The organism is Enterobacter sp. 2VL (assembly GCF_005503595.1).
Taxonomy (GTDB): Bacteria; Pseudomonadota; Gammaproteobacteria; order Enterobacterales; family Enterobacteriaceae; genus Enterobacter; species Enterobacter cancerogenus.
In genome coordinates, this window is record NZ_SCNE01000015.1 from 1 (window position 1) to 15,017 (window position 15,017).

Here is a 15,017-nt window from a genome sequence, read left to right on the forward strand (position 1 = left end):
GTGACGCCGTCGAGCAATCCGAAAGGCACCGACGTCAAGCTTTCGCCAGGTTCGTCCACCGGTCAGACCGGCATGGACATGCCGAAAACGCCTGAGCACAAGCAGTGGAACGGCGATATGACTAACGGCGTGACGCCGTCGAGCAATCCGAAAGGCACCGACGTTAAGCTTTCGCCAGGCTCGTCCACCGGTCAGACCGGCATGGACATGCCGAAAACGCCTGAGCACAAGCAGTGGAATGGCGATATGACCAACGGCGTGGCGCCGTCGAGCAATCCGAAAGGCACCGACGTCAAGCTTTCGCCAGGCTCATCCACCGGTCAGACCGGCATGGACATGCCGAAAACGCCTGAGCACAAGCAGTGGAACGGCGATATGACCAACGGCGTGGCGCCGTCGAGCAATCCGAAAGGCACCGACGTTAAGCTTTCGCCGGGCTCGTCCACCGGTCAGACCGGCATGGATATGCCGAAAACGCCTGAGCACAAGCAGTGGAACGGCGATATGAGCGCAACAGCACAGCCGAAGCAGTGGCTGCCGCTGATGACGGAAACGCCAATTGATATCTATGCGAAGGTGACCATTGCGTTCCAGGACGAACAGCTGAGTTAACCCCCCTCCCCCCGTCGTTCACCGGCGGGGTTTTCATGTAGCCATAAAAAAGGGTCTGACCGTGGTCAGACCCTTTTCTTATTCAGCAGGCGGGATAATTACTCGTCTTCGAGGTAGGTATACCCGTACAGACCCGCTTCAAACTCTTCGAGGAACTGCTGTTGCAGCGCATCGTCCAGATCGGTGTTTTTAACCTGATCGCGGAACTGGGTTAACAGTTTGCCCGGATCGAGCTGAACGTACTGGAGCATATCCGCGACGGTATCCCCTTCATCAGACAGCTCAACCTCCACACTGCCGTCAGGGAAGACAAACACGTCAACCGCTTCGGTATCACCGAACAGGTTGTGCATGTTGCCGAGGATCTCCTGGTACGCACCGACCATAAAGAAGCCCAGCATCGGCGGGTTCTCCGGATCGTACTCCGGCATCGGCATGGTGGTGGCGATACCGTCGCCGTCCACGTAGTGATCGATAGCACCATCGGAGTCACAGGTGATGTCCAGCAGCACCGCACGACGTTCCGGGGCGTGGTTCAGTCCTTCCAGCGGCAGAACCGGGAACAGCTGGTCGATACCCCAGGCATCCGGCATCGACTGGAACAGCGAGAAGTTGACGTAAATCTTATCCGCCATACGCTCCTGCAGCTCGTCGATAATCGGACGGTGCGCGCGGTTACTCGGGTCGAGCTGCTTCTGTACTTCATGGCACATGTTCAGATAGAGCTGCTCTGCCCACGCGCGCTCCTGCAGGCTGAAGGTGCCTGAAGAGTAGCCGACGTGAATGTCGTGCAGATCCATCTGGCTGTCGTGCAGCCATTCGCGCAGCGAGCGGCGCGTGCCCGGCTCGTGCATCTCCTGCCAGGTTTCCCACATACTTTGCAGGGAACGAGGCGCATCTTCCTGCGGCGGCGTCGCTTCAGAAATTTCGCTACGCTCAACGCCGATAATGTTGGAAACAAGCACGGTGTGGTGCGCGGTCACCGCGCGGCCCGATTCGGTGATCACCGTCGGATGCGGCAGGCCGTGCTCTTCACAGGCATCGCCAATCGCCCAGATAATGTTGTTGGCGTATTCGTTCAGGCCGTAGTTAACAGAGCAGTCGGACTGCGAGCGGGTTCCTTCATAGTCCACGCCCAGACCGCCGCCGACGTCGAAGCACTGAATGTTGACGCCCAGCTTGTGCAGCTCAACGTAGAAACGCGCCGATTCACGCACGCCGGTGGCGATGTCGCGAATGTTCGCCATCTGCGAGCCGAGGTGGAAGTGCAGCAGCTGGATGCTGTCCAGACGACCGCGCTCGCGCAGAATTTCTACCAGCTGCAGCACCTGGTTCGCCGCGAGGCCGAACTTGGACTTTTCGCCGCCGGAGGACTGCCATTTACCGGAACCCTGGGACGCCAGACGCGCACGCACGCCGAGGCGTGGGATCACGTTCAGACGCTCCGCCTCTTCCAGCACAATTGCGATTTCGGTCATCTTCTCGATAACCAGATAGACCTTGTGGCCCATCTTCTCGCCAATCAGCGCCAGACGAATGTATTCACGGTCTTTATAACCGTTACAGACAATCACCGACCGGGTCATGCCCGCGTGCGCCAGAACGGCCATCAGCTCCGCTTTGGAACCGGCTTCCAGCCCCAGCGGTTCGCCGGAGTGGATCAGGGATTCAATAACGCGGCGGTGCTGGTTCACCTTAATCGGGTAAACCAGGAAGTAGTCGCCTTTATAGCCATAAGATTCGCGCGCGCGCTTGAACGCGGCGTTAATCGAACGCAGGCGATGTTGCAGGATCTGCGGGAAGCAGAACAGTGCAGGCAAACGCTGGCCCTGCGCTTCGCGAGCTTTCACCAGTCTGGCGAGATCCACGCGCGCATCGGGGACGTCCGGATCGGGGCAAACGCTAATGTGGCCCAGCTCATTGACGTCGTAGTAGTTATTGCCCCACCAGGCAATATTATAAGTGCGCAGCATCTTGCTGGCTTCCTGGGAGCTCATCGCAACCTCCTGCATGGAACGTAGTACACCCTGTTCGCCCGCTGACGAAGGCGAAACTGAAGACATGTCGTCAGACATAGCGAACCTCAACTCTTTGTATTAAGTGTAAAACAGTTGACTACTATCGCAGCGTTATACGGCGATAACAACCCATAAACGGCTCCATCTCCCAGCAGAGTATGCTGAAATCCAGACCGTGCGACCGGTTTCTTATTCATATCATTGTAAAACACGTAACCGAACTGTGTATGACAAGGTTCGGCGAAACCACGAGATAACTCTTGTATTAACAAGAGCGCCCTTGTTCAGTTTTCACAAAGCGTGACCGGCCCTGGAATCCTGAGAAGCGCCGAGATGGGTATAACATCGGCAGGTTTGCAGACTAGAAATGCGGGTTGCGGGAATCAAATGCGCGCCAGAACGGCTGCGCTGAATTAGCGGAAAACGATGGTTCATTATCTCGTATCACCTCCACGGCCGCCTCTGCTGAAACGGACCCCAAGCCAAAGCTGAAAGTTCACTGCTTAACCCGGCTGGAAGTGGCAACACGATGAGTTCATCGAGCGCTTTTTTTTAGAAGCCGCGCGCCGCGTTTTATACCGAGAAGGGGGCTAAAATGCAAAACAAAAATGCGCGCGTTGCCAGCGGCGTCAGGAAATATTTCCAGCTGCGTTTTCAACGCAGTGAGAGGTGAGTCAAAAAAAACTGGAAATCGGTCTAAGAAGTGACCTAAAATAGCCGTCCAGATGTTAATCCATCCATACTGATTAACACTCAGACTGCCAGTGTCAAAACCCGTCGGCCTTGGTAGAATTATCTCCCTTGGCTATTCCACACAGCAGCTTGAGCTAACCAAATTCCTCTTAGGTGAAATATAACATGGCAAAACACCTGTTTACGTCCGAGTCCGTATCAGAAGGACATCCTGATAAAATTGCTGACCAAATCTCCGATGCGGTGCTGGATGCGATCCTGACCCAGGATCCAAAAGCGCGCGTTGCATGCGAAACCTATGTCAAAACCGGCATGGTTCTGGTGGGCGGTGAGATCACCACCAGCGCATGGGTTGATATCGAAGAGATCACCCGTAACACGGTGCGTGAGATCGGCTATGTGCATTCTGATATGGGCTTTGATGCCAACTCCTGTGCGGTACTGAGCGCCATCGGCAAACAGTCTCCGGACATCAACCAGGGCGTTGACCGTGCCGATCCGCTGGAACAGGGCGCGGGCGACCAGGGCCTGATGTTCGGCTACGCCACCAACGAAACCGACGTGCTGATGCCAGCGCCAGTCACCTACGCACACCGTCTGGTGCAGCGTCAGGCTGAAGTGCGTAAAAACGGCTCCCTGCCATGGCTGCGCCCGGATGCAAAAAGCCAGGTGACCTTCCAGTACGACGACGGCAAAATCGTCGGTATTGATGCGGTGGTTCTGTCTACCCAGCATTCCGAAGAGATTGACCAGAAAGCGCTGCAGGAAGCGGTGATGGAAGAGATCATCAAGCCTGTTCTGCCCGTTGAGTGGCTGAACTCTGCAACCAAATACTTCATCAACCCAACCGGACGCTTCGTTATCGGCGGCCCAATGGGCGACTGCGGCCTGACCGGTCGTAAAATCATCGTTGATACCTACGGCGGCATGGCGCGTCACGGTGGCGGTGCGTTCTCTGGTAAAGACCCGTCTAAAGTTGACCGTTCTGCGGCATACGCAGCACGTTATGTTGCGAAAAACATCGTGGCTGCAGGCCTGGCCGACCGCTGTGAAATTCAGGTTTCTTATGCCATCGGCGTGGCGGAACCAACGTCAATCATGGTGGAAACCTTTGGTACGGAGAAAGTGCCATCCGAGCAGCTGACGCTGCTGGTGCGCGAGTTCTTCGACCTGCGTCCTTACGGCCTGATCCAGATGCTGGATCTGCTGCACCCAATCTATAAAGAAACCGCTGCGTACGGTCACTTTGGTCGCGAACATTTCCCATGGGAAAAAACCGACAAAGCCGCCCTGCTGCGTGACGCTGCCGGTCTGAAATAATCGACCGACCGTAGCGTTAAACAGGCCAGCCTTTGCGCTGGCCTTTTTTTATGTCGGGTGGCGGCTGCGCCTTACCCGACCTACAAAATCTTCGGACCCGTAGGTCGGGTAAGGCGCAGCCGCCGCCCGACGACAGACCGCACCCTTTGAAACCGTTTACACCGCACCAAATATATCCTGCTTTCAGATTATTCCCTTTGCATGATCGCATTTCTTCTGCTGTTACATTTCCTTTCAGTTAAGTCTGAATTGTGTACATTCGCGATGCATATCACCTCGTTTACCTCTATATTTTCAAAGCTTTAATATTATTTACGTAGTCAATGTTGTGTAACCGATTACACCGTTGTGATTTGTCTCACATATTTTTACGCACTACTCACCTACTCTTAACATCGTAAAAACTGATAACCCAACTGGAGGGCATAATGCCTGACAATAAAAAACAGGGGCGTACGTCCAATAAGGCGATGACCTTCTTCGTCTGCTTCCTCGCAGCCCTGGCAGGATTACTCTTTGGCCTGGATATCGGCGTTATCGCCGGTGCGTTACCTTTCATCACCGATGAATTCCAGATCTCTTCACACACTCAGGAGTGGGTGGTCAGCTCCATGATGTTCGGTGCCGCCGTGGGTGCGGTGGGCAGCGGCTGGCTCTCCTTCAAGCTCGGGCGTAAAAAGAGCCTGATGATCGGCGCGATCCTGTTCGTGGCTGGGTCATTGTTCTCTGCCGCCGCACCAAACGTTGAGGTGCTGCTGGTGTCGCGCGTACTGCTCGGCCTGGCCGTTGGCGTGGCGTCTTACACCGCGCCGCTGTACCTGTCTGAAATCGCGCCGGAGAAAATCCGTGGCAGCATGATTTCGATGTACCAGCTGATGATCACCATCGGTATTCTGGGCGCTTATCTTTCCGATACGGCGTTCAGCTACAGCGGTGCATGGCGCTGGATGCTCGGCGTGATCATCATCCCTGCGGTGCTGCTGCTGATTGGCGTCTTTTTCCTGCCGGACAGCCCGCGCTGGTTCGCCGCCAAACGCCGCTTCCACGATGCCGAACGGGTTTTACTGCGCCTGCGTGATACCAGCGCAGAGGCGAAAAACGAGCTGGAAGAGATCCGCGAAAGCCTGAAGGTAAAACAGTCCGGCTGGGCGCTGTTTAAAGAGAACAGCAACTTCCGCCGCGCGGTGTTCCTGGGCGTGCTGCTGCAGGTGATGCAACAGTTCACCGGGATGAACGTCATCATGTACTACGCGCCAAAAATCTTCGAACTGGCGGGTTACACCAACACCACCGAGCAGATGTGGGGCACGGTAATCGTCGGTCTGACCAACGTGCTGGCGACCTTTATTGCCATTGGTCTGGTAGACCGTTGGGGACGTAAACCAACGCTGACGCTGGGCTTCCTGGTGATGGCCGTCGGGATGGGCGTCCTCGGTACGATGATGCATGTGGGCATTCACTCCCCGTCTGCACAGTACTTTGCCGTGGCCATGCTGCTGATGTTTATCGTCGGTTTTGCGATGAGCGCCGGTCCGCTGATCTGGGTGCTGTGCTCGGAGATCCAGCCGCTGAAAGGGCGTGATTTTGGTATCACCTGCTCCACCGCGACCAACTGGATCGCCAACATGATTGTCGGCGCAACGTTCCTGACCATGCTCAACACGCTGGGCAATGCGAACACCTTCTGGGTTTACTCCGGCCTGAACATCTTCTTCATTGTTCTGACCATCTGGCTGGTTCCAGAAACCAAACACGTTTCGCTGGAACATATTGAACGTAACCTGATGAAAGGTCGTCCGCTGCGTGAGATTGGCGCACACGACTGAGTGTTCTGCCGGGGAGGTGCCGCTTGCACCTCCCCGCTTCCCGCTTTATGCTCTGCCCCTATGAAAGCTCCCCGTCTCCCCATCGCCCTTCAGCAAGCCGCTATGCGCAGCCTGCGGGAAAAACTCGCCCAGGCAAACCTGAAGCTCGGGCGCAATTATCCTGAACCCAGGCTGGTGTACCACCAGCGCGGCACTGCAGCAGGCACCGCCTGGCTGGAGTCCTGGGAGATCCGCTTAAACCCGGTGCTGATGATGGAAAACCAGCAGGCATTTATCGAAGAGGTGGTGCCTCACGAGCTGGCGCATCTGCTGGTGTGGAAACATTTTGGCCGCGTAGCGCCCCACGGCAAAGAGTGGAAATGGATGATGGAGGCGGTGCTCGGCGTGCCCGCTCGCCGCACGCACCAGTTCGAGCTTGTATCAGTACGCACCAATACTTTCCCCTACCGCTGCTCGTGCCAGCAGCATCAGCTCACCGTGCGCCGTCATAACCGCGTGGTGCGTGGCGAAGCAACCTACCGCTGCGTGAAGTGCGGCGACCCGCTGGTTGCGGAATGATCAAATGAACAATCAGGAACTTTCCTGATCTGACTGATTGCATACAGGAACAACATCCGCTACGTTGCCGGCTCGTTTTGACACGGAGTGTAAGATGTCCCGTAATTTCTCCCTCACCGTCGCCTTTCTGACGACGGCGCTCTCCGGCCACGCGCTGGCCGACGGTATCCATAGTTTTTCCCAGGCAAAAACCGCAGGCGTCAAGATTAACGCTGACGCGCCGGGCGATTTCTACTGTGGCTGTAAGATTAACTGGCAGGGCAAAAAAGGCGTCGTTGACCTCGCATCCTGCGGCTACAAAGTCCGTAAAAATGAGAATCGCGCCAGCCGCATCGAATGGGAACATGTCGTTCCGGCATGGCAATTCGGCCATCAGCGCCAGTGCTGGCAGGATGGCGGGCGTAAAAACTGCGCCAAAGACCCGGTCTATCGCCAGATGGAAAGCGATATGCACAACCTGCAACCCGCGGTAGGCGAAGTGAACGGCGATCGCGGCAACTTCATGTACAGCCAGTGGAACGGCGGCGAAGGCCAGTACGGACAGTGCGCCATGAAGGTGGATTTCAAAGAGAAAGTCGCCGAGCCGCCAGCCCGCGCGCGCGGCAGCATTGCCCGCACCTACTTCTACATGCGCGACCGTTACTCGCTTACGCTTTCACGCCAGCAGACGCAGCTGTTTAACGCCTGGGACAAGATGTATCCGGTGACGGCGTGGGAGTGCCAGCGCGATGAGCGCATTGCGAAAGTTCAGGGGAATCACAACCCTTACGTCCAGCGGGCTTGCCAGGCGCAAAAGAGCTAACCTACACTAGCGGCAATTCGCTTACACCGCATGACACATGGAATTTCTGACTATGCGCATTCCCCGCATCTACCATCCTGAACTGATTACCGCAGGCCGTGAGATCGCCCTGTCTGACGACGCCGCCAACCACGTAGGCCGCGTGCTGCGTATGGGCGCAGGCCAGGCGATTCAGCTCTTCGACGGCTCCAACCAGGTGTTCGACGCTGAAATTACGCGCGCCGACAAAAAAAGCGTGCACGTCAACGTGCTGCGCGGTGAAGTGGACGACCGTGAATCGCCGCTGCATATCCATCTGGGACAGGTGATGTCGCGCGGTGAAAAGATGGAGTTCACCATTCAGAAATCCATTGAACTCGGTGTAAGCCTCATTACGCCACTTTTTTCTGAGCGCTGTGGCGTTAAACTGGATGCTGAACGTCTGAACAAAAAGATCCAGCAGTGGCAGAAAATTGCCGTTGCGGCCTGCGAGCAAAGCGGCCGCAACCGGATACCGGAGATCCGCCCGGCGATGGACCTTGAGGACTGGTGTGCTGAAGAGGAGAGCGGGCTGAAGCTCAATCTCCACCCTCGCGCCAGCGCCAGCATCAACACGCTGCCGCTGCCCGTCGAGCGCGTGCGCCTGTTGATTGGCCCGGAGGGCGGCCTGTCGGCTGACGAGATCGCCATGACGGCACGTTACCAGTTTACTGATATTCTGTTAGGGCCTCGCGTTCTGCGCACTGAGACAACGGCGCTCACCGCCATTACCGCGCTACAGGTGCGTTTTGGCGATCTGGGTTGACCCATATTGATGGAGAAAAAAATGATCAAGCTCGGCATCGTGATGGATCCCATCGCAAACATTAACATCAAGAAAGATTCCAGCTTCGCTATGCTGCTGGAAGCGCAGCGTCGCGGCTATGAACTCCACTATATGGAGATGAACGATCTTTACCTGATCAACGGTGAAGCCCGCGCGCGTACCCGCCTCGTTAACGTCGAGCAGAACTACGACAAATGGTACGAATTCGGCAGCGAGCAGGATATCGCCCTGGCCGACCTCAACGTCATCCTGATGCGTAAAGATCCGCCGTTCGATACCGAATTTATCTACTGCACCTATATCCTGGAACGCGCAGAAGAGAAAGGCACGCTCATCGTCAACAAGCCGCAGAGCCTGCGCGACTGCAACGAGAAGCTTTACACAGCCTGGTTCTCTGACCTGACGCCGGAAACGCTGGTGACCCGCAGCAAGGCACAGCTGAAAGCATTCTGGCAGCAACACGGCGATATCATCATGAAGCCGCTGGACGGCATGGGCGGCGCGTCTATCTTCCGCGTTAAAGAAGGCGATCCTAACATTGGCGTCATTGCCGAAACGCTGACCGAGCTGGGTACCCGCTACTGCATGGCGCAGAACTACCTGCCTGCCATCGTCGACGGCGACAAGCGTGTGCTGGTGGTGGACGGCGAGCCGGTGCCTTACTGCCTGGCACGTATCCCGCAGGGTGGCGAAACCCGCGGCAACCTCGCAGCCGGTGGCCGTGGCGAACCGCGCCCGTTGACCGAAAGCGACTGGGAAATTGCCCGCCGCGTTGGCCCTACGCTTAAAGCCAAAGGGCTGATTTTCGTCGGCCTGGACATCATCGGCGACCGTCTGACCGAAGTGAACGTCACCAGCCCAACCTGCATCCGTGAAATCGAGGCGGAATTCCCGATTTCGATCACCGGTATGCTGATGGACGCCATCGAAAAACGTTTACAGAAGTAACCCACCAAAGAGTGACAGCGTTGTCGTTTCTCCGCATACTGGACGCTGTCGCTTTTTAAACCAGGAAACAGACCCTCTGACAATGAATTTACAGCATCACTTTCTTATTGCCATGCCTGCACTCCAGGACCCGATTTTCCGCCGCGCCGTGGTGTACATTTGTGAATACAATGAAGACGGTGCGATGGGAATTATCATCAACAAGCCGCTGGAAAACCTCCAGGTCGAAGGGATTCTGGACAAGCTGAAAATCACCACGGAAGAGCGTCTGCCAGAGATCCGTCTTGATAAAGCCGTCATGCTGGGTGGGCCGCTTGCAGAAGATCGCGGTTTTATTCTGCATACCCCGCCGGTCTTTTCCTCCAGTATTCGCATTTCGGATAACACCGTTATCACCACCTCGCGCGATGTCCTTGAAACACTCGGTACGGCAAATCAGCCTTCCGAAGTGCTGGTTGCGCTGGGCTACGCCTCATGGGAGAAAGGCCAGCTTGAGCAGGAAATTCTGGATAACGCCTGGCTGACCGCGCCCGCGGATATGAACATCCTGTTTAAAACCCCGATTGCCGATCGCTGGCGCGAGGCCGCAAAACTTATCGGCATTGATATTCTGACCATGCCCGGCGTTGCGGGGCACGCCTAATGAGCGGAACGCTAATTGCCTTCGACTTTGGCACTAAAAGCATCGGCGTTGCCGTGGGCCAGCGCATTACCGGCACGGCACGCCCGCTGACGGCGGTCAAGGCCAACGACGGCACGCCCGACTGGAACCTTATCGAACGTCTGCTCAAAGAGTGGCAGCCGGACGACGTGATTGTCGGGCTGCCGCTGAACATGGACGGCACCGAGCAACCGCTTACCGCCAGGGCGCGTAAATTTGCCAATAAAATTCATGGCCGCTTTGGCGTATCCGTGAAGCTGCATGACGAGCGTCTGAGCACCGTCGAAGCGCGCGCCGGGCTGTTTGAACACGGTGGTTTTCGGGCGCTGAACAAAGGCAGCGTCGACTCGGCTTCCGCCGTCATTATCCTCGAGAGCTATTTCGAGCAGGGTTACTGAGCCTCTTTTCAGGCGGTAGCCCGGCAGGTTCCTATAGCCTGCCCTGCGCCCGGCGCTCGGCCAGGCTCTGTTCAAAGTTCTGCATGCCCGCCTGCTGACCCGTTTGAACGATCCCGGGAAGCTGCCAGGTTTTGCCTTCACGGATCAGGTTCGCCGCCGCCGGGGTATTCACCAGCAGCTCATAAAGCGCGACGCGCCCGCCCTGCAAATCCGGGCGCAGCTTTTGCGCCAGAACCGCCCGCAGGCTGCCCGCCAGCTGGGTGCGCACCGGGTCTTTCTCCTGTGCCGGAAAGGTATCCACCAGCCGTTCAATGGCCTGCGATGCCCCACGCGTATGCAGCGTTGCCAGCACCAGATGCCCGGTTTCTGCCGCCGTCAGCGCCAGGCGGATCGTTTCGCTGTCGCGCAGCTCCCCCAGCAAAATCACATCCGGATCTTCACGCAACGCGCCCCGCAGCGCCTCGGCAAACGTCGGGCTGTGCTGGCCTATTTCGCGCTGCTGGATCAGGCAGCGTTCACTCTGATAGATAAATTCCACCGGATCTTCGAGCGTCAGAATATGCCCGTCGGTGTGGTGGTTGAGAAAATCGACCATCGCCGCCAGAGTGGTGGATTTTCCGCTGCCGGTTGCCCCGGTCACCAGCAGCAGCCCGCTGTCATTCAGTAACAGCTCCGGGATCGCCCGCGGCACGCCCAGCGCAGAAAGTTGCGGGCAGGCACGCGGCAGCAGTCGCAGCGCGACAGAGGCACCCTGCATATGCATAAACGCACTACCGCGCAGGCGCTGGTTTTCGCCGGTGGTGACGGCAAAATCCACCTGCCCGTTTGCCCACCAAGCCCCCTGCTGTTCATCATTAAGCCACTCCCTGAGCAGCACGTTCACGTCCGGAGGCGGAAACGGGGCGGGCTCAAGGCGGCCTAATCGCCGCCAGCGCGGGGGGGCATCACTGCACAGGTGTAGATCGGAGACGTTATGCTTTACACTAAGGGCCACGATTTCTTCCACATCCATAGACTACTCCTCGGAAAATGAACGACATTGCGCATAACCTGGCACAGGTCCGGGACAAAATCTCAGCCGCTGCAACGCGTTGCGGCCGTGCTTCAGAAGAAATTACGTTGCTTGCAGTCAGTAAAACTAAGCCTGCGAGCGCCCTCGCAGAAGCGATTGCCGCCGGGCAGCGGGCGTTTGGTGAAAACTACGTGCAGGAAGGCGTGGACAAAATTTGCCATTTCCGTGACCAGGGGCAGGACGATTTGCAATGGCACTTTATTGGCCCGCTGCAGTCGAACAAAAGCCGTCTGGTCGCGGAGCATTTTGACTGGTGTCACACGATCGATCGTCTGAAGATTGCCGCGCGCCTGAACGACCAGCGCCCGGCAGACATGGCTCCGCTTAACGTGCTGATTCAAATCAACATTAGCGACGAGAACAGCAAATCCGGCATTGCGCTGAGCGAGCTCGACGCCCTGGCGGCAGAGGTGGCAGCGCTGCCGCACCTGACCCTGCGCGGGCTGATGGCGATCCCGGCACCTGAGTCAAGTTATGAAAGGCAGTTTGCCGTAGCACGGCAAATGGCTGTAGCATTTGAAGCGCTTAAAGCGCGCTACACAACGGTAGACACGCTTTCTCTGGGCATGTCGGATGATATGGAAGCCGCGATTGCGGCAGGCAGTACGATGGTGCGCATCGGCACAGCAATTTTCGGTGCGCGCGATTACACCCAATAATAAGGAAACCTAAGGAACGCCATGAAGACGTTGACTTTCCTGCTCTCAACAGTGCTTGAGCTGTATACGATGGCGCTGTTACTGCGTGTCTGGATGCAGTGGGCTCGCTGTGATTTTTATAATCCGTTCTCACAGTTTGTCGTGAAGGTAACCCAGCCCGTCGTGGGGCCGCTGCGCCGCATTATTCCGGCGATGGGGCCTATCGACAGCGCCTCGCTGCTGATGGCGTTTATCCTGAGCGTTATCAAAGCGATCGTGCTGTTTATGGTCATTACCTTCCAGCCGATTATCTGGATCGCTGCCGTTCTGATCCTCATCAAAACCGTCGGCCTGCTGATCTTCTGGGTCTTGCTGGTCATGGCAATCATGAGCTGGGTGAGCCAAGGCCGTAGCCCGGTAGAGTACGCGCTTATCCAGCTGGCTGAACCGCTGCTACGCCCGATTCGCAATCTGCTGCCGTCGATGGGCGGTATCGACTTTTCGCCGATGATCCTTGTCCTGCTGCTGTACGTGGCTAACATGGGGATCGCCGAGCTGTTACAGGCGACGGGCAATATGCTGCTGCCGGGGCTGTGGATGGCGCTATGAGTGCCGTAAGCACCTGCGCTGACGGGCTGGTTTTACGGCTGTATATTCAGCCGAAAGCCAGCCGCGACAGCATTGTTGGGCTGCATGGCGACGAGCTAAAAGTCGCCATCACCGCCCCGCCGGTGGATGGTCAGGCCAATGCGCATCTGACCAAATATCTGGCTAAACAGTTTCGCGTCGCCAAAAGCCAGGTCATCATTGAAAAAGGTGAACTGGGGCGACATAAACAGGTAAAAATCCTCAATCCGCAATCGATCCCGACGCAAGTCGCGGCGCTGACAGAACAGGACTAAACCATGCAGAAAGTTGTTCTCGCTACCGGTAATGCCGGTAAAGTGCGCGAGCTGGCCTCGCTTTTAAATGATTTTGGGCTGGACGTGGTCGCCCAGACCGAGCTTGGCGTGGATTCCGCCGAGGAGACGGGCCTGACGTTTATCGAAAACGCGATCCTGAAAGCGCGCCATGCCGCTCAGATTACCGGCCTGCCTGCCATTGCCGACGACTCCGGCCTGGCCGTAGATTATCTTGGCGGCGCACCGGGAATTTACTCCGCGCGCTACTCTGGTGAAGATGCCACCGACCAGCAAAATCTGGAAAAGCTGCTTGTCGCCCTGAAGGATGTGCCTGACGACCAGCGCACCGCGCAGTTCCACTGCGTGCTGGTTTACCTGCGCCATGCCGAAGACCCCACGCCTGTTGTCTGCCACGGCAGCTGGCCGGGCGTGATCGCCCGCGAAGCGGCTGGCAGCGGCGGCTTTGGCTACGACCCGATTTTCTTTGTCCCGTCTGAGGGCAAAACCGCTGCGGAACTGACCCGCGAAGAGAAAAGTGCAATTTCCCACCGTGGACGCGCGCTGAAACTGTTACTGGAAGCATTACGTAATGGCTAACCTGCCACCTCTGAGTCTGTATATTCACATCCCGTGGTGCGTGCAGAAATGCCCGTACTGCGATTTCAACTCGCACGCGCTGAAAGGCGAAGTGCCGCACGATGATTACGTTGCGCATCTGCTGGCCGACCTGGACGCCGATGTACCTTACGCACAGGGACGTGAAGTTAAGACCATTTTTATTGGTGGCGGTACGCCGAGCCTGCTTTCAGGCCCGGCGATGCAGACGCTGCTGGACGGCGTGCGTGCGCGCCTGAACCTGGCAGCGGATGCTGAAATTACGATGGAAGCCAACCCCGGCACCGTTGAGGCCGACCGTTTTGTCGAATATCAACGCGCGGGGGTGAACCGTATCTCCATCGGCGTACAGAGCTTTAGCGAGCAAAAATTAACGCGCCTGGGGCGCATTCACGGCCCGGACGAGGCAAAGCGCGCAGCGCATCTGGCAACGGGGCTTGGCCTTCGCAGCTTTAACCTCGATTTGATGCACGGCCTGCCGGACCAGTCGCTCGACGAAGCGCTGGACGACCTGCGTCAGGCGATTGAACTTAATCCGCCGCATCTCTCCTGGTATCAGCTGACCATTGAGCCAAACACGCTGTTTGGCTCTCGCCCGCCGGTACTGCCGGATGACGACGCGCTGTGGGATATCTTCGAACAAGGTCATCAGCTGTTGACCGCCGCAGGCTATCAGCAGTACGAAACCTCTGCCTATGCGAAGCCGGGCTACCAGTGCCAGCACAACCTGAACTACTGGCGCTTTGGCGATTATCTGGGGATAGGCTGCGGCGCGCACGGCAAAGTGACCTTCCCGGACGGACGCATCCTGCGTACCGCTAAAACGCGCCATCCGCGCGGGTACATGGAAGGCCGCTATCTGGAGCGTCAGCACGACGTCGAGGCGGCGGATAAGCCATTTGAATTCTTTATGAACCGCTTCCGCCTGCTGGAAGCCGCGCCGCGTGCGGAGTTCTCGCGCTATACCGGGCTGGCAGAGTCGGTGATCCGCCCGCAGATCGACGAGGCGCTGGCGCAGGGGTATCTCACCGAATGTGATGAATACTGGCAGATCACCGAGCATGGCAAACTGTTCTTAAACTCCCTTCTTGAGCTGTTCCTCGCCGACGATTCCTGAACACAGCGTCAGGATTTTGCATCCCGTTCTGC

Annotated in this window: 18 protein-coding genes; 14 read left to right on the top strand and 4 right to left on the bottom strand. The window is 57.2% G+C overall.

Annotated features, from left to right (window positions below):
* Window positions 1–612: hypothetical protein (locus FFS28_RS20945; RefSeq protein WP_137903863.1), on the top strand; the 612-nt coding region annotated here is incomplete at its 5' end.
* A gap of 98 nt (window positions 613–710) precedes the next feature.
* On the opposite strand, the gene speA is transcribed toward FFS28_RS20945, so the two are convergent.
* The 3 genes from speA to yqgG form a co-directional block, all read right to left on the bottom strand.
* On the bottom strand, window positions 711–2,687 hold the full coding sequence (gene speA / locus FFS28_RS20950; RefSeq protein ID WP_137903864.1) for a biosynthetic arginine decarboxylase: 1,977 nt from the start codon (window positions 2,685–2,687) through the stop codon (window positions 711–713).
* An 8-nt stretch (window positions 2,688–2,695) separates the two neighbouring features.
* A complete protein-coding gene (gene yqgB, locus FFS28_RS20955) occupies window positions 2,696–2,827 on the bottom strand; it encodes an acid stress response protein YqgB (RefSeq protein WP_127463540.1) in 132 nt (43 codons plus the stop codon).
* Between the two features lie 94 nt (window positions 2,828–2,921).
* Window positions 2,922–3,065, bottom strand: a complete 144-nt coding sequence (gene yqgG / locus FFS28_RS21995; RefSeq protein WP_418250466.1) for a small protein YqgG — start codon at window positions 3,063–3,065, stop codon at window positions 2,922–2,924.
* Window positions 3,066–3,488: 423 nt separating this feature from the next.
* On the opposite strand from yqgG, the gene metK reads away from it, so the two are divergent.
* The 8 genes from metK to ruvX all read left to right on the top strand — a co-directional run bounded on the left by metK (window position 3,489) and on the right by ruvX (window position 10,641).
* Window positions 3,489–4,643, top strand: coding sequence for a methionine adenosyltransferase (gene metK, locus FFS28_RS20960; protein ID WP_006178439.1), 1,155 nt, complete (start codon window positions 3,489–3,491; stop codon window positions 4,641–4,643).
* A gap of 428 nt (window positions 4,644–5,071) precedes the next feature.
* The gene (gene galP / locus FFS28_RS20965; RefSeq protein WP_006178440.1) at window positions 5,072–6,469 is read left to right on the top strand and encodes a galactose/proton symporter; all 1,398 of its coding nucleotides are present in this window, start codon (window positions 5,072–5,074) and stop codon (window positions 6,467–6,469) included.
* Window positions 6,470–6,529: 60 nt separating this feature from the next.
* Window positions 6,530–7,027: a SprT family zinc-dependent metalloprotease gene (locus FFS28_RS20970; RefSeq protein WP_058608620.1), complete on the top strand. Its 498-nt coding sequence runs from the start codon at window positions 6,530–6,532 to the stop codon at window positions 7,025–7,027.
* A gap of 94 nt (window positions 7,028–7,121) precedes the next feature.
* Window positions 7,122–7,829: a deoxyribonuclease I gene (gene endA / locus FFS28_RS20975; protein ID WP_006178442.1), complete on the top strand. Its 708-nt coding sequence runs from the start codon at window positions 7,122–7,124 to the stop codon at window positions 7,827–7,829.
* A 52-nt stretch (window positions 7,830–7,881) separates the two neighbouring features.
* Entirely contained in the window at window positions 7,882–8,613 is a 732-nt protein-coding gene (rsmE, locus tag FFS28_RS20980; protein ID WP_042321930.1) for a 16S rRNA (uracil(1498)-N(3))-methyltransferase, read from the top strand.
* A gap of 21 nt (window positions 8,614–8,634) precedes the next feature.
* Entirely contained in the window at window positions 8,635–9,582 is a 948-nt protein-coding gene (gene gshB, locus FFS28_RS20985) for a glutathione synthase (RefSeq protein ID WP_042322311.1), read from the top strand.
* An 82-nt stretch (window positions 9,583–9,664) separates the two neighbouring features.
* Window positions 9,665–10,225 (top strand): YqgE/AlgH family protein, encoded by a 561-nt coding sequence (locus FFS28_RS20990; RefSeq protein WP_006178445.1) that lies wholly within the window; start codon window positions 9,665–9,667, stop codon window positions 10,223–10,225.
* Entirely contained in the window at window positions 10,225–10,641 is a 417-nt protein-coding gene (ruvX, locus tag FFS28_RS20995) for a Holliday junction resolvase RuvX (RefSeq protein WP_137903865.1), read from the top strand. The genes FFS28_RS20990 and ruvX overlap by 1 nt, the downstream gene beginning before the upstream one ends.
* A gap of 31 nt (window positions 10,642–10,672) precedes the next feature.
* Here the strand turns inward: ruvX and FFS28_RS21000 are convergent, their stop codons facing one another.
* Complete coding sequence (locus FFS28_RS21000; protein ID WP_137272711.1) at window positions 10,673–11,653, bottom strand: type IV pilus twitching motility protein PilT; 981 nt, start codon at window positions 11,651–11,653, stop codon at window positions 10,673–10,675.
* Window positions 11,654–11,670: 17 nt separating this feature from the next.
* On the opposite strand from FFS28_RS21000, the gene FFS28_RS21005 reads away from it, so the two are divergent.
* From FFS28_RS21005 to hemW, 5 genes are read left to right on the top strand one after another with little or no spacing between them, the layout of a single operon-like run.
* Window positions 11,671–12,372, top strand: coding sequence for a YggS family pyridoxal phosphate-dependent enzyme (locus FFS28_RS21005; protein ID WP_137903866.1), 702 nt, complete (start codon window positions 11,671–11,673; stop codon window positions 12,370–12,372).
* Window positions 12,373–12,393: 21 nt separating this feature from the next.
* Window positions 12,394–12,960 carry a YggT family protein gene (locus tag FFS28_RS21010; RefSeq protein ID WP_058608623.1) on the top strand — a complete coding sequence of 189 codons (567 nt, stop codon included), beginning with the start codon at window positions 12,394–12,396 and terminating at the stop codon, window positions 12,958–12,960.
* Entirely contained in the window at window positions 12,957–13,253 is a 297-nt protein-coding gene (gene yggU, locus FFS28_RS21015) for a DUF167 family protein YggU (protein ID WP_006178450.1), read from the top strand. The genes FFS28_RS21010 and yggU overlap by 4 nt, the downstream gene beginning before the upstream one ends.
* 3 nt (window positions 13,254–13,256) lie before the next feature.
* The gene (locus FFS28_RS21020; RefSeq protein WP_102890222.1) at window positions 13,257–13,850 is read left to right on the top strand and encodes an XTP/dITP diphosphatase; all 594 of its coding nucleotides are present in this window, start codon (window positions 13,257–13,259) and stop codon (window positions 13,848–13,850) included.
* Window positions 13,843–14,985, top strand: coding sequence for a radical SAM family heme chaperone HemW (hemW, locus tag FFS28_RS21025; protein ID WP_137272708.1), 1,143 nt, complete (start codon window positions 13,843–13,845; stop codon window positions 14,983–14,985). Before FFS28_RS21020 ends, hemW begins: the two co-directional genes overlap by 8 nt.
* Window positions 14,986–15,017: the final 32 nt, after the last annotated feature.